Genomic DNA, 20,208 nt, shown 5'->3' on the forward strand with positions numbered 1-20,208 from the left:
TATATAATTTCTATATAATTTACAAGACTTTTACAAGGTAATTTTGGTGACGATAACAATTACGGATAGAGCTTTTCAACGAGTTTGCGAGTTAATAGAGCTAGAAAAAGATAAGAATTTAGTACTGCGAGTTTCTGTTGATAGCGGCGGTTGTTCAGGACTTATGTATAATTACGAACTAGTCTCAAAAAATAATATAGAGCAAGATGATTATGTCATTACTAAACATAATGCTACAATTATTATTGATCCTATCTCTCAAAAATTTATGCTAGATTGTACTTTAGATTTTATAGAGGAACTCGGCAGTTCATATTTCAACATTAGTAATCCACAAGCTAAAGCAAAATGTGGCTGCGGTAATTCTTTTTCGGTGTAACGTGTCATCCCGTGGCTTGACCACGGGATCCAGAAAAATAATTTAAATACTAATGATTATTAGTATTTAAAGCTGGATACCGCGATCAAGTCGCGGTATGACAACTGAAAAATCGATCCATGTAACAACGCCAGTCAAGCCACGGGATGACAAAATAGATTCCTGCTTTCGCAGGAATGACATCGCAACGTCAAACTTCTAGATGTTGAGAGACAATACCAAGCCCATCAACTTCACCATTATCACCATAAGGAAGGCGGGCTACTTCATTATTATTACCGTTATTATTCTCATCTTCTTCGTCATCTGAAGCACTACTATCTACCATAATATAAATATGTTGTTCTTGAGCTTGTTGAGCTATTAAACTTTGTTTTAGTGTTTCAGCTTGAGATTTTCTTAAATCTCGCCCTTGCCCTTTATATTGCTCCGTAGAGAGAATTTCAAGACCTTGAGATTGTTTTATTAAATTATCACATACAAAAACTCCACAGTCCGAAGTATTTCCTTCTTCTTGTTGTTGAGTTTTTAAATCTATTATTTCTGCATCAGAACAAACCTCGGTAATAAGAGCTACTAAGTCAGGACGATCATTTAACGATCTGCCCAAAGGATCATTATAAGTAAATATTATCTTATTTGTATCATTATCTTTACTAATAATCATACTTACCCAGTATCCTCCGGTATTAATGGGCATAATTACAACTTTACCTTTTTTCTTTAAATCCTCATATACTCCCTCGCTAAGTGCCTCTCTTACTTGTTCAGGATGTGCTAAATCAACATGGGTAACTATAGAGAATTTATTTTTTTCTATATTTGCTTCTAATATATTTTTTATATCATCGTTAGTATACCAGTAATCCGGTTTTTGTATATTTTCTACAGTATGAAGTGGGCTGTTTTCCGGTGGCAGCGGTGGTGGTTGATGCTGCTGTGTTTGCTGCAGCTGAACTAAAACTTCTTCTTGTTTTTGAGGCTGCGTATCATCATTCTGTTTGGTTAATTCTTTTTGATCATTAGATAGTTGCTCATTTTGATTTTGTTGTACTTTTGGCCACTCCATGGCTTGCGGCTCCAGCAGTGGTACAAAATCATTTATTAGAGTCTGGGTATCGCTGAAAAATTTTGTTCTGTTAACCTCTTTGGTAAACATACTAAGATCTTCTATTTTGCCTTTTTCAAGCATTGCACGTATAAAACCAATATTTTTTGCCATATCCGTATCAAAAGCTTTTAACGCTTTTGATACTAATTCTTGTTTTTCCTTATCATTTTTATCGATTCTACTTGCAGCTCTCAAATATTCAAGCCCTGCTTTTTGTATTAAATTTAATTTAAATAAAAATTCTGCTACAGATATATGAAGATCTTTTTCTAAAGATACATAATGTGCTTTCGTTTCTCTTTTATTTTTTAAAATACTAAAAATTTCATGCAGAATATTACTACTCTCCTCAATATCGGCTATACTTAAACTTACTTTAAAATATTTCATTGCTTCATGAATTAACTTGATAGCACTTACATTTTCATTGTTACTTTTATACCATTTCCCTAGTACTAAAAATAAGTCACCTATTTTTTTACAAATATTGCTAGAAATGTACGGAATTGTATCATGACCATAGAGAAAGTTAAAGTCTTTATCAACTTCTAGGGCTTTAATATATTCTCTTATCGCTTTAAACCAGTCTAATTCCGATTTACTATTTTCATAGATCATACCTAAATAATAATAAGCATTGGCTTTTATCTCATTTATAGCTATAACAACAACTTCAACTTGCGGTCCCGTAAGTTTATCAAGCCATTCTAAAGCTTCGGTATAATACTCTGTTGTTCCGTTATTTTTTAATTTTATATCTAATATAGCTTGATCTAATAAATTCTCTTCAATTAAGATTTTTTTTGCTTCGTCAACTGCCTCTGTCAGCGGCTGCCACTTTTGTGATTGCGGATAAAGTTTTTTACAAAAAGATAAAGCTTTCCATTGCTGATTTAAGAAATATACATAATTACCTAATATTTCTTGGAAATGAATTTTAGCACTTATATCTTTCGACTCATAAAAAACTTTCTTATAATTTCTAAAAATGAAGTAACCATGGTTAGGTGATCATCAGAATATTTAATATATATTTCATTAAGCTCTTCTATTTCTTTTAAAGCAGGAAAAAAACTTTCTTCAGTTTTTTGTACCAGTGATTTATTTAATATTTTTTTTGGCAAATAAGGTTGAATTAATGAATAATTGTTTGAGAACGTGTCTGAATCTAATTCTTGATGTAAATTAAGATTATCAGAAGAAATAAATGGGCTTATTATATTATGTTTATTGACTTGAAAGAAATTTATAATAATTTTACCTATAGTTAAAATATTTTCCTTGACTTGATTAGATAAAACTTGTGATAAAATTGGCTTCTGTGTTTCTGATTTTTGCGGTTTTATATATATTTCTTTTATTGTAGCCCATTTATTTTGGCTTGAGTCCTTGACTTGATTTAGGTCCTTGACTTAAGTCCTTAATATTAAGCGTGTCTGAAAAAGGTTTTACACATAGGGACATCAATTTTTTTACTTGTTCAATAATAAGCGGTTCATATAAGTTTTTTTTACTCAAAATATCTTGTAGCTCAAATTTCAACGCAGTAGTCATGATATTTTTCTGTTCCTCAGCAGTTATAGTAGAATTTGTATTGGAAGCAGAATTAGGCAGAACATCTCCTGTGCCTTTGGAAGGGGCAAGTACATCCAAATCAGGATGTTTCTGCCCATCTATTACAGGAATGTTAGTATTTTTTTCTTCTTCATTCTTACTCTGAGAAATAACCTCTATAGTTGTAGAAAGATTTGAATCGGAAACAGAATGAGGTAGAGCAGCTTCTTTATCTTTGGAAGAGGCAAATATATTCAAAATATTACGTTGCTGTTCATCTATTAGAACAACATTAGCATTTTTTTCTTCTTCATTTTTACTCTGGAAAATAGCGTCGATATAAGAAAAGATTTGTTCTCGTTCTGCTTCTATTTCATTATTTGCGATTGTTCTAACTACTAACGAAATAGCATCTATAACAATAAAAAAATCTTTGGTATCAAGTGTTTCTAGAAAAGATTTAGTATCACCGCTAGGTTTTTTAAATAAATTTACAGATTTTCCTAGCTCTTCAATTATAAATTTTTGTCCTTCATCCAAGTCTGTGCTTTTTAAAGACTTATTAAGTTTGTTTTTTTCAACACTAACTTTAGCCTCTTTTTCTTTTTCATTTTTATAATCGGCAGCAGAAATTATATAAGATATAGTATCTTTTAATTGTTCTTTAATTTTCGGAGTTAACTCACCATTACTATCTCTAAAAATATCAGTAAATTGTTTATATGTAGACTTGAAAACATACGGTGTGCTATTATCCCCAATCACAACTGAAAATCTAACTTTTTCGGCTAATTCTAATATTTGAGAGAAAATATATAAATTAAGAATTGTTTGAATAGAGTTTATAGGTTGATTATGAATCCCCGGACATTCTATAATATTAATTCCACCTTCATCATCAGATATAAAAAAATTATTAACAAGCTTATATCCATTGTTCGCTTGATTATGTATTTTTTCATTATATTCCGGTTCTTTCGCATATAAAGAGCGGTCTTCATCTTCTTCTAATTTCTGTCCGCTTAAAAAACAGCTAAGAGTAGTAGTGCCTACTCCATTCATCCCTACCATTACAATTAGTTTATTTATACTATTTCCTGTTTTAGTAATTTCATTATGACTTTCTGCAATTAATTTTAAAAGCTTATTACCGTTCTTTATGAACGGCCTTTCCAACTCATGGTAATTTTTAAGAGGTTGTAAATTTTTATTTTTGATTTCAGAATCGAGGTTTCGAGCTTTTGTTTTCTTTAAATATGTATTTACAGAATTTTTATTTAAAATATCTATTTCGGAAATGAGCTGAAATTCTGAATTATCATTAAAATTAGGAGAGATTTCTAATTATGTTAGCTTATGTTGCTTACTATGTTTTATCTCTAATAAAGTTTTTATTCCGATATTAGTTATTGCTTTATTACTTACTAAAGAAAGTTTAGTTATTGTTTTGTTAAGCCTAAATATTTCGGCTAAAATTTTTGTTTGCTTATCATTTATACTGCAATTGTCCAAAAATACTCGCTCAATAGTCTTATTATTTCTTAAATAATTTGCTATATATTGTATATCTTCTGTTATAAAGGGGTAGTTACTAAAATCCAAAGCAGTTACCTGGATAAACTCTGCAAGCCCGCTATTTGATTTTACTAATATTTCATTAAATATAGAACGAGTATTATTAGAAAGCCAAGCTATAATATCTTTATATTCATACTTAGAGATAAAGCTTGTGTTTGGAGTTAATATCTCTTTAATATTACGTAATTTCATTAATATATTACATTCTTCAAGAATAGTTAAGTTTGGAGTGTTTTTTTGTTCCAAAATATTATTAAAATACTCCGTCAAAAAATCATTTATATTTTTTAAACCTCGTTCCTGTTTGGGGCTCCCCCCCACCAACTAAACATATATATTTACCTAAAATAATTTATATTACTCCAAATAAAAACATACTTTGCTCCGTAAGTTGAATAAATAAATATTAACACTACTTAAAAAAGTTTTCTGAATAAGTAAATTTACAACAAGGATTTAAAGATGAATTGGTGAAATTCTGAGGGTAAGAAAGTTCTATTTTTTATATTTTAAAAAATTATCACTTCTATTTTTAAATTGAATTAATAGAGGATATTTTATATATTTTTTGAAAGGTAAAGTTTAAGAGGCTATCTGTAAATAAATGTTAACCGATAATTTAATTCTTTTTTGCTGCAAAAATCTTATTAATTTTCGCTAAAAAAGCTCTTTAATTACTAATTAACATTTATTTACAGATAATCTCTAAGATTATTTTTCTTTTGTAATTTTATCATATTTTTTTAGTTTGATAAGAATGGACTCTAGATTATCCAACTTAATCATACATGGACCATCACTTGGAGCGTTATCTGGATCTTGATGTACTTCCATATACATACCGGCGATACCTACAGCAGTTGCTGCCTTTGCAAGCAGCTCTACATATTTTCTTTCTCCGCCAGTACTACCTCCTAGCCCTCCAGGCTGCTGAACGGAATGCGTCGCATCAAAAACTACAGGTACATTTAACTCCGCCATTATTGCAAGGCTACGCATATCAGATACCAAATTATTATAACCAAAACATGCACCACGCTCTGTAAATAATATATCTTTTACCCCAAAAGCTTCTAGTTTTGTTTGTACATTTTTCATATCCCACGGAGCTAAAAACTGTCCTTTTTTTACTTTTACTATTTTACCTGTTTTTGCTGCAGCTTGAAGCAAATCGGTTTGTCTACATAGAAACGCCGGAATTTGTAAAATATCTGCTACTTCGGCTGTTTCAGTACATTGACTCTCTGAATGAACATCAGTAACAATAGGGCAATCGAATTCAGATTTTACTTTTGATAAAATTTCTAAACCTTTCTCAATACCAAGTCCTCTAATCCCATTTACGGAAGTTCTATTAGCTTTATCAAAAGAAGATTTATAAATAAATGGAATCTCAAGTTTGCTAGTTAATTTAACAAGTTTTTCTGCCATAAACAACGTATGATCTTTGCTTTCAATCTGACAAGGTCCTGCAATTAGGATAAACGGTAAATCATTTCCTATTTTAATATTGTTAAGTTTTACTACTTTTTGCATAATTCTTAGATTTAATTAATTGAGCGAGGCACGGATTAGTGTTTCTCTGTTATATCAGGTGTTGATTCATTTTCTATTAAGTAATTGTTAATTATTAGCGTATAATATTTTTCTTTTATTGTCGTTAAATCATAATTACCATGATAATAACCTTCTAGGTTAATAATTTTTTTTAAATAAAAATTTACCTGCTCTGTTTCTAACGGCTCATCTATATTTTTTATAATAGACGACTTAATATTAATTAAATACGCTTTTATTTTTTTAAATTCTTTAATAATTATAAAAATATCATCCGGTTTTGTTACCAATATTCCTACAAACAAAATTAATAATATTTGTGTTAAAGACATATTTATATTAATTTCTTATGTTTATATTTTGGATTTAAAATACTTTCCCCATTAGTACTTAGCATATATTCATGGTAATCTTGATAATTTCCTTCAAACCATGTAGCATTATTTTCTTTATCATATGATATAATATGAGTGGCTATTCTATCTAAAAACCACCTATCATGACTAATTACTAATACACAACCTGCAAAATCTAAAATAGCATCTTCAAGTGCTCTTAACGTATCAATATCTAAATCATTAGACGGCTCATCTAATAATATAACATTTGCTCCTTCTTTTAGTAATTTCGCCAAATGTACTCTGTTACGTTCTCCACCTGAAAGTTGTCCAACTTTTTTTTGTTGAGCACCGCCTCTAAAATTAAAAGCTGCACAATAAGCTCTACTTTTAATTATTCTATTACCAAGTTGTAATTCATCTAGACCTTCTGAAATTTCTTCCCATATAGTCTTATTATCATCTAAATGATCCCGTGATTGATCAACGTAACCTAATTTTACCGTTTGACCAATTTTAATAGAACCACTATCCGGCGTTATTTTACCTGTAATAATATTAAACAAAGTAGATTTACCTGCTCCATTCGGTCCAATAATTCCTACAATAGCTCCACGTGGAACTTTAAAACTAAAATCTGATAATAATATTTTATTATTAAATTTTTTAGCTATATGTTCTGCTTCAATAACAAGATCCCCTAAACGAGGTCCGTTAGGTATAATTATTTGAGTAGGATCAGTTTTTTGTTCTTGTTGTTTATTTAATAATTCTTGATATGCTGTAATACGTGCTTTATTTTTTGATTGTCTAGCTTTTGGTGTTTGACGAATCCATTCAAGTTCACGATTCAATTGTTTTTTTCTATCATCGTCTTCTTTACTTTCTAAAGCTAATTTTTTTTGCTTCTGTTCAAGCCAAGAACTATAATTTGATTCCCACGGTATACAATTTCCACGATCTATTTCTAATATCCATTCTGTAACATTATCTAAAAAATAACGATCATGGGTAATTACTATTACAGTACCTTCATAATGCTTTAAATAATCTTCAAGCCAAGAAACTGATTCTGCATCCAAATGATTTGTAGGTTCATCAAGTAACAACATATCAGGTTTCTCTAAAAGCAATTTACATAAAGCCACTCTTCTTTTTTCTCCACCGGAAATTTTTGTAATATCTGCTTCTTTTGGTGGGCAACGTAAAGCAAGCATTGCGATCTCTATTTCACGTTCTAGATTCCATCCATCACAATTGTCTATTTTTTCTTGCAATTCTGCTTGTTTATCAAAAAGCTTTTGCATTTCTTCATCAGTGATTTCAGCAGCAAATTTGTTACTTATATAATTAAATTCATCAATAAGTTTTTTCTTTTCATGAAGACCTTCTATGATATTATCAAAAACATTTTTACTATAATCAAGATACGGTTCTTGAGGTAAATATCCTACTTTTATACCGATTTTAGCTGTTGCTTTACCTTCAAACTCTTTATCAATACCTGCCATTATTTTTAATAAAGTCGATTTGCCTGCTCCATTTGGACCTATTATACCGATTTTAGCTTTTGGTAAAAATGATAAATTTGTTTCTTTTAAAATTCGTTTACCATTTATAATTTTGCTTAAACCAACCATTTCATAAACATATTGATATGACATAAATTACTTATTTCCTTATATTATTATTTTACACCGATAAATATATTTACTACTGCATTGTATGAATTTATTGCTCTATGATCATATAATTCAAAATTAGACATTGTAATTTCTATCATTATTTTTCTTGTTTGGGTATTTATCTTAAGAAATAAAATACTGTATATATACTTTACATTTTAACAGTTTTTTTAATTTAATTTTAATAATATCAAGTCTAATTCTTCTAAATTTTTATAATGAAATATTAATTTCCCACCTAAAGAATAATTTTCTATGGTTACTTTTATACCAAATTTTTCTGATAAAACTTTTACTAATGATTCAAGATCATTATCGGTAGCATTGTCTTTTAAAAAACGCTTTCCTATTTTGTTATTATTGTTAGGAGATTTCGTATATTCATTTTTATACCATTGTCTTACTAGCTCTTCTGTTTGACGTACATTTAAATCATTACTTATAATATGATCGGCCATTACTTCTGCATGTTCATGATTTATTAAACATCGAGCTTGTCCCATGCTTAATATATTCTCATTTACTTTATCTTGAATAGATTGTGGCAAATTATTAAGCCTCAATAAATTAGCTATATGACTACGACTTTTGCCAAGCCTTTCAGCTAATTTTTCTGTCGTATAATTAAAATTTTCTACCAAATATTTAAAGCCACGAGCTTCTTCCATAACTGTTAAATCAGTTCTTTGTATGTTCTCAATTAATGCTATTTCCATACTCTCTCTAGCATCTAAATTTTTTATAATTACTGGTATCTCTAAAACTTTTGCTAATTTACATGCACGCCAGCGTCGCTCTCCTGCTATAATTTGGAAATTATTATCAACGATAATAGGCTGTAATAAACCATTATTCAATATAGAATCTGCTAATTCTTTTATTTTATCATATTCAAAGTTTTTTCTAGGCTGATTCTCATTCGGCCTTATTTTATCAATATTTATTATTTGTATTATTTCTGATTCTATAGAAATAACTTCTTCCCCAAGTAATGAAGATAACCCTCTTCCTAGTCCTTTATTTTTCGCCATATCTTTCTAAGATTTCTTTTGTAAGTTCTATATATGCAACTGCTCCCGAACATTTATAATCATATATAATAGCCGGTTTTCCATATGAAGGTGCTTCAGATAATTTAATATTTCTTGGGATAACGGTTTTAAATACTAATTCTCCTAAGCATTTTCTAACATCATCTTCTACTTGTTCAGTTAAACGATTACGCTTATCATACATTGTAAATAATATACCTGCAATCTTTATCTTAGGATTTAATTTTTTCTCTACAATTTCAATTGTTTTTAGCAAGTGACTTAATCCTTCTAATGAATAAAAATCACATTGCATTGGAATCAACACTTCATCGCTTGCAACTAAAGCGTTTACTGTTAATAAATTTAATGAAGGAGGGCAATCAATAATTATATAATCATATAATATCTTTATTTCTTCCAATAGCTTCATTAAAATATATTCTCGGTCCTTTAATTTTGTTAAATCTAATTCAGCAGCAGATAGATTAGTGTTTGAAGTAATTATTTCTAAATTTGGTATGTCTGTAGAAATTATTGCATCTTTCAATTTTATTAAATTTGTTAATACTTGATATATAGTATTTTTGCGTTGTTGCTGGCTAATTCCAAAACCGGTACTACTATTCCCTTGAGGATCAAGATCTATAACTAAAATTTTTTTATTTACAGCAGCAAAAGCTGTAGCTAAATTTACAGTGGTTGTAGTTTTAGCCACCCCTCCTTTTTGATTAACAATAGCAATTACTCTCATATAATTTTTGTTAAATTACTAACTTCTAGAATTTTCCCTTCTTCACAAGTAATACTTTGATGTATTAAATAATCAAATAACCACATCTCTTTAGCTTCTACTATTTCTGTTAAATAATTTTTTCCTTTTAATAATAAAAATTTTTCTTGTACTGAAATATTTTTTATACAATTAAATATTGTATTTAATTTAGAGAAAGCTCTACAAGTCAATATACTACAATCTATTTCTACTTTTTCTATTCTTTGATTGATTATTTGTATGTTATTATTTGATATCTTTGATGCTTTTTCTAAAAATATACATTTACGTAAATCAGCTTCTATTAAACTTACTTTTGCTACCCCTGCTATAGATAATACTATACCGGGAAAACCGGCCCCACTTCCTATATCAACCAAGTGTATTTCTTTATTATCAATATATTGCATTAATTGTAATGAGTCTAATATATGACGTTGCCAAAAATTATGTATAGTATTATCCGATACAAGATTAATTGATTTATTCCATTTTTTAACTAACTTTTGAAAAATTTCTAACTTTTCAATTATTTCACGTGGAACTTCCATCACTATATTTAGTTTTTAAATAAATTATAATAGCCGTAATTGCTGCAGGTGTAATCCCTGAAATTCGACGTGCTACACCAATAGTAGTAGGTTTATGGGAAGAAAGTTTTTCCTGTATCTCTAATGATATACTTGGTATTTTAAAATAGTCAATATTTTTAGGTATTAACTGTGCCTCTTCACTTTGAAATAAATTAATATCTGCGTGTTGTCTAGTTAAATATGAAGCATATTTTGCTTCAATATAGAGTAATTGCAAAATATTATTATTTTGCGTTTCTTTAAGCATAGGAAAAATTTTAATAGCTTGTTCAACATTAAAACTAGGTATTTTAAATAAATCTAATACTGTTTTATATGTACCATCCTGTGCAACCTGTATACCCATTTTAGCAAGTTTACTAGTAGTTAAAGACAAAGTATTTAATAATGATTTTGTTTTTTCTATATCTTCATATTTTTTTGTAAATATTTTTTTACGTTTTTCTGATACAACACCAATGTTTATCCCTAATTCCGTTAAACGTAAATCAGCGTTATCTGCTCTTAAAGATAATCTATATTCTGAGCGAGAAGTAAACATACGATAAGGTTCTATAGTACCAAATGTTGTTAAATCGTCAATCATTACTCCAATATAACTGTTTGCTCTTGTTAACATAAACGGTGCTTGATCTTTTACTGCTAAAGCAGCATTTATACCGGCTATTATACCTTGCCCTGCGGCTTCCTCATATCCTGTAGTACCGTTAATTTGCCCGGCAAAATACAATCCAGCTATTTTTTTTGTCTCTAGCGTAACACTTATTTCACGTGGATCAACATAATCATATTCTATAGCATAACCTGGACGTAAAACCTTTACATTTTCTAATCCTGGTATTGTTTTAATTAATTTATGTTGTACATCTTCAGGCAAAGAAGTAGAAATACCGTTTGGATAAATCGTATAATCATCTAACCCCTCAGGTTCTAAAAATATACGATGTTCTGATTTTGTACTAAATCTGACTATTTTATCTTCAATAGAAGGACAATATCGCGGTCCTATTCCTTCTATCTGTCCTGAATACATTGCGGATTTATTAAGGTTCTCACGTATAATATCATGAGTTTCTGAGGTTGTTTTTGTAATAAAACAATTTATCTGAGGAACATTGACAACACTTGTTAATTCAGAAAAAGGACGAGGAGTTTTATCGCCGGGCTGTAAAGCTGTTTTACTATAATCAATAGTACGTCCGTCAACTCGAGGCGGTGTACCTGTTTTTAAACGAGCCAGTTTAAAACCTATTTGTTTTAGTGTATTTGATAATCCATACGAAGGCTCTTCATCTACTCTACCGGCAGGAATTTTTTTTTGTCCAATATGAATAAGACCTGATAGAAAAGTACCAGTAGTTAATATAATTTTTTGACAAGGAATTTTGCTATCGTTATTTAAAATAACCGCTTTAACTTTAGAAGATTTAATTTCTATATCTTCCACCTTTCCATATAGTATATCTAGATTAGGGTAATTTGTTAATATTTGATACATCGCTTTTTTATAAAGCTTTCGATCAGCTTGAGCTCTAGGTCCCCAAACTGCCGGTCCTCTAGTCTCATTCAGCATTTTATAATGTATACCGGCTTGATCTATAACATAACCCATTAGCCCATCAAGGGCGTCGATTTCTTTAACTAATGTGCCTTTTGCAATTCCACCAATTGCTGGATTGCAAGACATTTCACCTAAATTTTCCGGTTTTAACGTAATTAAGAGAGTAGAAGCTCCAAGACGTGCAGAAGCGGCTGCTGCTTCTACGCCTGCATGTCCACCACCTATAACTATTACGTCATATTTTAGCATTAATTATTCTATAATTTCAGATTTGTTAAAGAAAAATTCGATTTCTCTTTTCGCACTGCTTTCACTATCTGAACCATGAATACTATTAGCCTCAATTGATTCGCCTAAATCTTTTCTAATAGTTCCTGCTTCAGCTTCAGCAGGATTAGTTGCACCCATAATGGTACGGTTTAAAATTATAGCATCTTCCCCCTTAAGAACTTGAAGTACTACTGCTCCTGAAGTAATATATTCAACTAAGCTATTAAAAAACGGTCTTGCTCTATGTTCATCGTAGAAACACTCAGCTTCATATTTAGTTAAAAATTTCATTTTCTGAGCTACTATCTTTAAGCCTGCATTTTCCAAATAAGTATCAACTTGTCCTATTTTATTCCTCTTGATAGCATCAGGCTTAATCATTGAAAAAGTATATTGTATTGTCATTTTGTAACCTATTTATATAATTGTTAAATTTATTTTTTAGCTGAACGATTCCATGTTAAAGCAAATAACCCTCCTCCTAAAAGAGCAGAAATACTGAAAAATATAAATACCCCATTCCAACCGTAATTATCGCTAATCCATCCTATGCTGACTCCCGCAATAGCCGCTCCTAAATAACCAAATAACCCTGATAATCCATTAGCCGTACCAACAGCTTGACGAGTACTAAAATCAGCAGCTGCTATACCTACAAGAAGCTGAGGTCCTGAAACAAAAAAGCCTATTAAAGAAAGAATTACTATACTTAATAATTCACTTTGAATAGGAATTTTCCAAAACAAGATTAACAATAAGCTAAGCAATACCATACATATGGATGCAACAGGACCTCGACGACCTTGAAATAGTTTATCAGATAAAACACCTGCTATTAATGCCCCTGGGATACCTATCATTTCATATAAACCGATTTGTAAGCCTGCATTTGCAAGGCTTATATTACGTAAATCTTTTAAAAATGTTGGAGCCCAATAAATTACTCCGGAACGTATTATATAAACAAACATGTTTGCTAAACAAACATACCATATTAGCTTATTACAAAAGACCATTTTAAGTAATTGAGGAGTTAATAGCTTCTCATAATCCCCTATAGCTTCAGGTGGATATTCTTTATATTCCTCTACGGTAGATAAACCTACTTCTTTTGGAGAATTACGAAGCCTATTATATAAAAAAAGCGATACTACACAAGCAACTACACCGGGAACGAAAAAAGCGGCTCTCCAATCAAATTTATCGATTAAATAACCGCAGCTTATCATAGCAAGGGCACCACCTATTTGATTAGAAGTTGCACCCATAGCCCATTTAGTTCCAAGTTCTTTTGAAGCGAACCAGTGAGTAAGCATTTTTGTTGCAGGAGGCCAACCCATAGATTGAAACCAGTTACTGGCTATCCATAAAATTCCTATAAGCCATAAAGAATCTGCAAAACCTATTAGAATAGTAATGACCCCAACAAATAAAAGACCCAAAACCATAAATATCCGAGCATTAACTTTATCGCTAATAAACCCGTTACAAGCTTTACTAACTCCATACATAATAGATGAAGCAGTTAATATCCAACCAATTTGTGTTTTAGTAACCCCAAAATATTCTCTTATAGCAGGTGTTGCTATATTAAAATTCTGACGACAAAAATAAAAAGTCGCATAACCTATAATAATAGAATACAAAATCCTTATTCGCCAACTATTATATTTTTTTACATATGGCGACCTTGGAGTTTTAATTTTGGGTTTTGTATCTATCATATTATAAACTCTCCGACTATAAAAAAGCAAGTTTCTTAGAAACTTGCTTTTTTATTTTAACAAACTCTATTTTTCAGTTTTATTTACCAAAACTTGATACTCTTTATTTAAACCTTTAACGGCATATATCCATAATATTACTATTACAAAGAATATAGAAGCAAAACATGGTGTTGCCTCAACAAAACCGAATGCGGGAAATAAAATAAAGAATGTGGATTGAATAATAGCACCACCCGATTTACCGAATCTTCCTCCGATAACTTCAACAGCAGCCTGTCCTTTTACTCGTAAATCCTTATCAAGCGGAATATATGCCATGTTTTTAGTGGCATCAAATAAAGAATATTTTACACCTTTACTTAAAACATTTTGAATCATACCGATCATAACAGCAAGTGCTAAAGGACCTGAAGCAAGAATACCTGTTAAATACATAGCAATAACACTATCAAAAAAGATAAATGCAAAAAACGCTGCACCAGTAATTAACATCATTAATGGAGTTATCATAGCTGCAGCTAACCATGATACTTTTCTTAAAATATTACTACCTATAAGCATGAAAGCAATTGCAACCCAACCCTGATAAAATTGGAACTTACCCATATATATAGTATAAGCCTCTTTCGTCGGATACAATTCTTTTACTTTGGATTTCCAAACGCCTTCAACTAAGTTTACTGAAATACCATAAGCAATAAGTAACAATGCAATATAACCTACATACTTAGAGGTAAAGATCATTTTAAAACTGTCTATTAATGACATTTTAGCTTTAGCTTTCTTTTCTTTTACTAATGCCGGATCATAAAGTCTAGGATCGGTTAGAACGTTTCTATTCATCCATCTATATGTTAATATTATCAAAAAGCTACTTGTTATCATTATAACAAATAAAGGCACAAATTTTAGATGTTCTGCAACTATTTGAGTTTTTTTATGCAAGAAATATCCAATAATCACGGATGTTACAGGCAATGCTAAATTAGCAAGTAAACCAAACATTGAGTAAAAACGTTTAGCTTCATCGGTTTTAGTAATTTGGTTAGCAAACTGCCAAAATAATAAACTTAGCATCATTGTTCCCCAAAGCTCTGCCATAGTATAAAAAGATGCAAAGCTCCATTTCCCAACTATTCTTATAAACCATTTAAAATTAGGGTAAGCTAAACTTAAAGATTCTATGGTTTCAGGATCAGGATGAACTAAATCAGGGTAGGGGTAAAGAACAAACGCAAATAACGCAAAATACCCTAAGAAAAATGAAGTAATAACATAAAATACGTTTTCTTGCTTTAAAATATCGCAGAGCTTAACATAAATTACCATAGCGATTACGGCAGAAGGTAGTACTATGTATGTTTTTAAGAAACTTATTGCTTCTGCCCCTATATCCGTTACTACAAATCCGTCTTTAATTGAACGAAGCGTTGAGTAGTTTAATAAAATACAGAACATCATAAACGCCATAGGAAGAAACTTCTTATTTTCATATCTTTCTATAGGCCAAATTACCTTTCTTAGTTCCGAGAGATAATTGTCACTTTTGGGAGTACTCATAAATTAAATTTTTCTATTTATTTTGAAGATAAATATTATACTAGAATATGTTAGAAAAGTCAAACCTATTGATTTTTTCTCAAAGGAAATTAAATAAAATGTATTAACTCTGAGATGTATAAAAGAAATATGATAATTTATTTACTTGATTTTAATTTCTATCTATAATTTTCTATTTATAAATTATTACAATAAAATTAGGCAGTTATATATTTGTATAACCTAAATTTTTTCGATATAATACTGTACGAGTATAGTTAAGTGTTAGATTTTAAAAGTGTTGTTGATTTATTAGAAAAATTACCTAACTGAATAAAAGTGCATAGATTATTTTACTTATATACGTTAGGCTAACGGAGCTTATTGTCTACATTGCGGCAACCAAAAGATTTTTCATTATTTATCTTATAAACCCTTGGTAGTTCGGTATCAAACTCAAAGTAGTTAAAAACGAAGAATTATCTTTTAACGAGGCTTTAGCAATGATAGGTCAAGCTCCGTTAAAAATTAATTCTCCAGAGATTGAAGAAGACGGAATCTACCGTCTTAAGAGTCAAGAGTAAAAAGCGTTAAATTTGATAAATTTCGTTATGTTTTAGCATAGAATTTAAACAAATAATAATTTTACGCATGACGGCAACCAAAGCTACTTTAGCTTTTTTGCCTGAAGCAATTAAACGTTCATATAACTGCTTCATTTTACAGTTATATCGCATAGCAACCAGTGCCGCCATATATAAAGCTTTTCTAGCACCAAACCTACCACCGCTAATCTTAGCTATTTTAGTTTTTTGACCGCTTTGGTTAGTTTTAGGTGCTACCCCAACTAAGCTTACAATCTCTTTATTATTTAACTTACCAAGTTCAGGTACGTCTATTAATAAAGTATTTGCAGTCTTTTCTCCTACGCCTTTATAACTTGTTAATAATTTGCTTTTAGAGCTTAAATCCTCATCTTCTTTTATCAACTTATTAATATCAGCTTTAATTTTCTTAAGTTGCTCTTTGATAAATTCTATTTGTTTATCTAAATATTTTTTACTCTTACCCGTGCAAATCTTAACTCTACATTGATTAGCATGTAGCTCTTCTTCTAAGCTCTTTTCTACTAGCCTTAGGGATTGCAATTCACACTGTAAATCAGAAAGAATAGCATCGCCTTTTTCTTCATTAGAAACAAAAATAGCGTATTTCTCTAGTAATATCGCATCTAATTTATCAGTCTTTGCAAAATGGTTACTAGCTTTAGCAAAAGCATATACCTTATTTGGGTGTGTTCTATGTACCGCAATATCCCACTCTTGAAGCTTCTTCATTACAAGACGCTCATAACCTCCCGTCGATTCTAATACACAAAGCTTAATTTTATTAGAAGCAATAACTGATTTTATAAAATCAGTTATTGCTTCATCTGTATTTTTAATTTTATAATGTTTTTTATTCATAGATATATCTAATGTTGCTTTTGATACATCTATACCTATAAATAACTTGTTTTCTTCTGTCATTTCTGATACCTTGTTAACGTTGTTCAAAGTGCGATTACAGGATTATAAATTCGATCTCTTCAGGACCATCCTACCGTTCGTACTACAACACTTTGTAGATTATGAGGTGTGTACCTAGATTCCTTCGATCTTTTATGATCCATCCAGTTAAACGGTATCACTCCTTATTTTCTACTCTATACTCTTTTCAATACTTGCTTCAAGATACAATCCCTAAACCATTTATAAAATGGGCAGGGGGAAAAAGAAGCCTTATCAAAGAGTTGTGCTTACGCTTACCCGCTAGTTACAATAATTATTATGAGCCTTTTGTAGGAGGAGGAGCACTTTTTTTGCACTCGTTCCGGACAAAACTATTATATCAGATATAAACTTAGATTTGATTATTACATACAAGGTGATTAAGGATGAAGCTCGAGCATTAATTGAGCTATTAGCTAAGCATAAAGCTAATCACTCTCAAGATTATTATTATGCTGTTAGAAAGAACGCAAATAGCGATAACCCTATTGAGATAGCAGCACGTTTCATATACCTTAACAAGACCTGTTATAATGGTCTTTATAGAGTAAATAGCAAAGGAGAATTCAATGTCCCGATGGGAGCTTATATTAATCCTAATATTCTTGATGAGAATAATATAATTGCGTGTAGTAAAGCTTTGCAAAATGCTGAAATAATATATCAGGATTTCGGCAATATTTCGCCTAAGCCTAAAGATTTCGTTTATATAGACCCGCCATATCAACCTATTAATCATACTTCATTTACAAAATATACAAAGCTTGACTTTACAGAAGCAGATCAGATTAAGCTTTATGAAAAATGCAGAGAATTACATAAGAACGGTGTATATTTTATGCTTTCAAATTCAGATAGCGATTTTATAAAGAACTTATATAAGTCTTTTAGTATAGATATAGTAAATGCACCAAGAAGCATAAATTGTAAATCCGACAGTAGGCAAAGAACTAATGAAGTTTTAATAAGAAATTATTAGTACAATGGTAAAACAAATTGAAATTTTATAAGCTAATAAAACTGGAAACGAACTTGAGATTTTTATACAGGATCGACTAAAAAGAGAAGGGTATTGTTTTGTACCTAATAAAAGATTTAGTGCAGCTAAGATCCTTAAACAGCCTATTATACTAGACAGTTTGAAGTTGGCAAAAGTATTTATGGTACTAAATGGAAATGCGATTTTATATTATATCATCCAGAACGTCACCCCAATTGCCTAGTAATAGAATCTAAGTGGCAACAATCAGGAGGTTCAGTTGATGAAAAATATCCTTATCTTGTGTTAAACATAAAAGAACAAGGAATTTACGATACTATAATAATAATTGATGGTAATGGATATAAAAAAGAAGCCTTGAAATGGCTAAAGGCTCAAGTTGGCAGTAATTTAATAGAAGTTTTTAGTATGTCTGAATTTACATCTTGGGTAAATAAAAAGAAAATATAGGTTATACAAATATATAATTCCCATAAAATATATGTCCAAATTAAAAATAGCTCTATTATTAACTGCTATAATTTTCATAACAGGTTGTAAAAGTAATATGAAAAATGAAAATAATATTTCATTACCGCAATATGTAACTTTGAATGTTCAAACCTTAAATAGTTCAGAAGATAAAACTATTAGAATAAAGGCAAAAACTTTAGATTTCCCTTTATCTGCAGAAGACTTACGTGATGTATCTATATTAGAGAAGAAATATGATCAAGAAGAAAATTGTGCAGGGCTTGCCGCACCGCAAATAGGCATATCAAAATGTATAATAATATTTGCAGTACATGAAAATGAAGAGTTAAAAAAATGGCGTCCTGACCTTACGGATACAATACCTAAAACTATATGGATTAATCCCTCATATAAACCGATAGGTATTGATAAACATGAAGATTACGAAGGATGCTTTTCTGTTGAAAATGCTACAGGTCCAGTTGCAAGATTCAAAAAGATTCATTATCACGCATATGATATAAATGGAAATCAAATCCAAGGCATCGCAGAAGGATTTTTAGCAAGAGTTATCCAGCATGAAATCGATCATCTAAACGGAAAAGTATTTTTAGATTATGTAGCTCCCGAAAAAATAATGACAAAAGAAAAATATTTAGAAAAACGTAAAAAAGCTATGGAGCAGGAAAATATAAAATCTTAGGCTTGTCTGAGTTCTCTAAGCTTTATAAATATCATTTTAGCTAAAATTTAGTATGTCATTCCCGCGTAGGCGGGAATCCAGAAAAAAAAGTATAAATACAGCAAATTTTTGAAATTAAAAGCTCGATTTATCTCGCTTTACGCTGGATTCCCGCCTACGCGGGAATGACATAAAACGATCCACACAACAACCCCTACGGCTTCTCGCAATGACGGCATATACATCTACACAGCAATAATGCCTATTTCTTTAATATTTGAGGCTTATATATTTTTGTAAAATACGGCAGCTTTGATTCTACTTTAAAAAACTTTTTCAGGCAATCTACAGATTTGAAATCTGTTATACCGTAACGAGCATATTTGGCTTTTCGACCTTGCCAAGTCATGCCTTCGCCTGAATAATCAATCTCATGCCACTGCCGCCCTATAATATGAGAAGTATTTTCATCAAATGCTGCAACATTTTGGAAATTATAAAATCCTACTAATTCCTGTAGATATTTTGCCATTAAATCGGCTTCTTTTATGTCTAAGCCACTTTTATTGATCGCTATTAATAACTCTAAGGTAGTTTTCGGCAAGTTATTTTGTAAAATAGGTAAATATACAAAATTATAATTAGTAGCATTTAAAAATTTCTCTAAGCTTTTTACACTCGATTCTTGTAATTTCATTTTTCGAGCAGTTTGCTTTACTCGTAAGTTTAAGATGGAACATAATTTATGCCACTGATTCGGTAACGAGCAATCCCTTGCTATAGCTGTTTGTGTTAAAAATAAAGTTATAATTAGGAAACGCATAA

The 20,208-nt window shown here is 30.4% G+C and carries 18 protein-coding genes and 2 pseudogenes; 4 read left to right on the top strand and 16 right to left on the bottom strand.

What is annotated here, in order from left to right; translation table 11 throughout:
• Nucleotides 1-46: 46 nt before the first annotated feature.
• Nucleotides 47-379: an iron-sulfur cluster assembly accessory protein gene (locus AC5587_RS07850; protein ID WP_499162373.1), complete on the top strand. Its 333-nt coding sequence runs from the start codon at nt 47-49 to the stop codon at nt 377-379.
• Between the two features lie 190 nt (nt 380-569).
• On the opposite strand, the gene AC5587_RS07855 is transcribed toward AC5587_RS07850, so the two are convergent.
• The 15 genes from AC5587_RS07855 to AC5587_RS07925 form a co-directional block, all read right to left on the bottom strand.
• Nucleotides 570-2,108 (bottom strand): Ulp1 family isopeptidase, encoded by a 1,539-nt coding sequence (locus tag AC5587_RS07855; protein ID WP_499162374.1) that lies wholly within the window; start codon nt 2,106-2,108, stop codon nt 570-572.
• A 326-nt stretch (nt 2,109-2,434) separates the two neighbouring features.
• Entirely contained in the window at nt 2,435-2,614 is a 180-nt protein-coding gene (locus AC5587_RS07860; RefSeq protein WP_499162375.1) for a hypothetical protein, read from the bottom strand.
• Between the two features lie 247 nt (nt 2,615-2,861).
• Entirely contained in the window at nt 2,862-4,220 is a 1,359-nt protein-coding gene (locus tag AC5587_RS07865; protein WP_499162376.1) for a hypothetical protein, read from the bottom strand.
• A 168-nt stretch (nt 4,221-4,388) separates the two neighbouring features.
• Nucleotides 4,389-4,868, bottom strand: coding sequence for a hypothetical protein (locus AC5587_RS07870; protein WP_499162377.1), 480 nt, complete (start codon nt 4,866-4,868; stop codon nt 4,389-4,391).
• A 465-nt stretch (nt 4,869-5,333) separates the two neighbouring features.
• A complete protein-coding gene (gene kdsA, locus AC5587_RS07875) occupies nt 5,334-6,158 on the bottom strand; it encodes a 3-deoxy-8-phosphooctulonate synthase (protein WP_410527649.1) in 825 nt (274 codons plus the stop codon).
• A gap of 35 nt (nt 6,159-6,193) precedes the next feature.
• Entirely contained in the window at nt 6,194-6,511 is a 318-nt protein-coding gene (locus tag AC5587_RS07880) for a DUF2672 domain-containing protein (protein WP_499162378.1), read from the bottom strand.
• Between the two features lie 2 nt (nt 6,512-6,513).
• Nucleotides 6,514-8,181 carry an energy-dependent translational throttle protein EttA gene (ettA, locus tag AC5587_RS07885; protein ID WP_499162379.1) on the bottom strand — a complete coding sequence of 556 codons (1,668 nt, stop codon included), beginning with the start codon at nt 8,179-8,181 and terminating at the stop codon, nt 6,514-6,516.
• Between the two features lie 191 nt (nt 8,182-8,372).
• On the bottom strand, nt 8,373-9,233 hold the full coding sequence (locus AC5587_RS07890) for a ParB/RepB/Spo0J family partition protein (RefSeq protein WP_499162380.1): 861 nt from the start codon (nt 9,231-9,233) through the stop codon (nt 8,373-8,375).
• Nucleotides 9,220-9,987, bottom strand: a complete 768-nt coding sequence (locus tag AC5587_RS07895; RefSeq protein WP_410527652.1) for a ParA family protein — start codon at nt 9,985-9,987, stop codon at nt 9,220-9,222. The genes AC5587_RS07890 and AC5587_RS07895 overlap by 14 nt, the downstream gene beginning before the upstream one ends.
• On the bottom strand, nt 9,984-10,559 hold the full coding sequence (gene rsmG / locus AC5587_RS07900; RefSeq protein ID WP_143549664.1) for a 16S rRNA (guanine(527)-N(7))-methyltransferase RsmG: 576 nt from the start codon (nt 10,557-10,559) through the stop codon (nt 9,984-9,986). The genes AC5587_RS07895 and rsmG overlap by 4 nt, the downstream gene beginning before the upstream one ends.
• Complete coding sequence (mnmG, locus tag AC5587_RS07905) at nt 10,543-12,411, bottom strand: tRNA uridine-5-carboxymethylaminomethyl(34) synthesis enzyme MnmG (protein WP_499162381.1); 1,869 nt, start codon at nt 12,409-12,411, stop codon at nt 10,543-10,545. Before mnmG ends, rsmG begins: the two co-directional genes overlap by 17 nt.
• Before the next feature lie 3 nt (nt 12,412-12,414).
• Nucleotides 12,415-12,837, bottom strand: coding sequence for a nucleoside-diphosphate kinase (gene ndk, locus AC5587_RS07910; RefSeq protein ID WP_499162382.1), 423 nt, complete (start codon nt 12,835-12,837; stop codon nt 12,415-12,417).
• A gap of 29 nt (nt 12,838-12,866) precedes the next feature.
• The gene (locus tag AC5587_RS07915; RefSeq protein ID WP_499162383.1) at nt 12,867-14,156 is read right to left on the bottom strand and encodes an MFS transporter; all 1,290 of its coding nucleotides are present in this window, start codon (nt 14,154-14,156) and stop codon (nt 12,867-12,869) included.
• A 66-nt stretch (nt 14,157-14,222) separates the two neighbouring features.
• The gene (gene tlc1, locus AC5587_RS07920; protein ID WP_499162384.1) at nt 14,223-15,719 is read right to left on the bottom strand and encodes an ATP/ADP exchange transporter Tlc1; all 1,497 of its coding nucleotides are present in this window, start codon (nt 15,717-15,719) and stop codon (nt 14,223-14,225) included.
• Nucleotides 15,720-16,288: 569 nt separating this feature from the next.
• Nucleotides 16,289-17,227, bottom strand: a complete 939-nt coding sequence (locus AC5587_RS07925) for an IS110 family RNA-guided transposase (RefSeq protein WP_499162385.1) — start codon at nt 17,225-17,227, stop codon at nt 16,289-16,291.
• A gap of 263 nt (nt 17,228-17,490) precedes the next feature.
• Here AC5587_RS07925 and AC5587_RS07930 point away from each other — a divergent pair.
• The 3 genes and pseudogenes from AC5587_RS07930 to AC5587_RS07940 all read left to right on the top strand — a co-directional run bounded on the left by AC5587_RS07930 (nt 17,491) and on the right by AC5587_RS07940 (nt 19,404).
• Nucleotides 17,491-18,227: pseudogene (locus AC5587_RS07930) on the top strand (DNA adenine methylase).
• 201 nt (nt 18,228-18,428) lie between these two features.
• Nucleotides 18,429-18,698 (top strand): annotated as a pseudogene (locus AC5587_RS07935) (PD-(D/E)XK nuclease superfamily protein); the annotation flags it as partial.
• Between the two features lie 31 nt (nt 18,699-18,729).
• Nucleotides 18,730-19,404 (top strand): peptide deformylase, encoded by a 675-nt coding sequence (locus AC5587_RS07940; protein WP_499162386.1) that lies wholly within the window; start codon nt 18,730-18,732, stop codon nt 19,402-19,404.
• A gap of 241 nt (nt 19,405-19,645) precedes the next feature.
• Here AC5587_RS07940 and AC5587_RS07945 read toward each other — a convergent pair whose 3' ends face one another.
• Nucleotides 19,646-20,206 carry a hypothetical protein gene (locus AC5587_RS07945; RefSeq protein WP_499162387.1) on the bottom strand — a complete coding sequence of 187 codons (561 nt, stop codon included), beginning with the start codon at nt 20,204-20,206 and terminating at the stop codon, nt 19,646-19,648.
• Nucleotides 20,207-20,208 lie beyond the last annotated feature (2 nt).

Source organism: Rickettsia endosymbiont of Hedychridium roseum, assembly GCF_964028255.1.
Taxonomy (GTDB): Bacteria; Pseudomonadota; Alphaproteobacteria; order Rickettsiales; family Rickettsiaceae; genus Rickettsia; species Rickettsia asembonensis.

Coding starts and splice junctions, on each gene's coding strand:
- AC5587_RS07915 (WP_499162383.1), bottom strand. CDS start 14,156: ATGATAGATACAAAACCCAAAATTAAAACTCCAAGGTCGCCATATGTA.
- AC5587_RS07880 (WP_499162378.1), bottom strand. CDS start 6,511: ATGTCTTTAACACAAATATTATTAATTTTGTTTGTAGGAATATTGGTA.
- tlc1 (WP_499162384.1), bottom strand. CDS start 15,719: ATGAGTACTCCCAAAAGTGACAATTATCTCTCGGAACTAAGAAAGGTA.
- AC5587_RS07895 (WP_410527652.1), bottom strand. CDS start 9,987: ATGAGAGTAATTGCTATTGTTAATCAAAAAGGAGGGGTGGCTAAAACT.
- AC5587_RS07940 (WP_499162386.1), top strand. CDS start 18,730: ATGTCCAAATTAAAAATAGCTCTATTATTAACTGCTATAATTTTCATA.
- ndk (WP_499162382.1), bottom strand. CDS start 12,837: ATGACAATACAATATACTTTTTCAATGATTAAGCCTGATGCTATCAAG.
- ettA (WP_499162379.1), bottom strand. CDS start 8,181: ATGTCATATCAATATGTTTATGAAATGGTTGGTTTAAGCAAAATTATA.
- AC5587_RS07855 (WP_499162374.1), bottom strand. CDS start 2,108: ATGATCTATGAAAATAGTAAATCGGAATTAGACTGGTTTAAAGCGATA.
- kdsA (WP_410527649.1), bottom strand. CDS start 6,158: ATGCAAAAAGTAGTAAAACTTAACAATATTAAAATAGGAAATGATTTA.
- mnmG (WP_499162381.1), bottom strand. CDS start 12,411: ATGCTAAAATATGACGTAATAGTTATAGGTGGTGGACATGCAGGCGTA.
- AC5587_RS07925 (WP_499162385.1), bottom strand. CDS start 17,227: ATGACAGAAGAAAACAAGTTATTTATAGGTATAGATGTATCAAAAGCA.
- AC5587_RS07945 (WP_499162387.1), bottom strand. CDS start 20,206: ATGCGTTTCCTAATTATAACTTTATTTTTAACACAAACAGCTATAGCA.
- AC5587_RS07890 (WP_499162380.1), bottom strand. CDS start 9,233: ATGGCGAAAAATAAAGGACTAGGAAGAGGGTTATCTTCATTACTTGGG.
- rsmG (WP_143549664.1), bottom strand. CDS start 10,559: ATGGAAGTTCCACGTGAAATAATTGAAAAGTTAGAAATTTTTCAAAAG.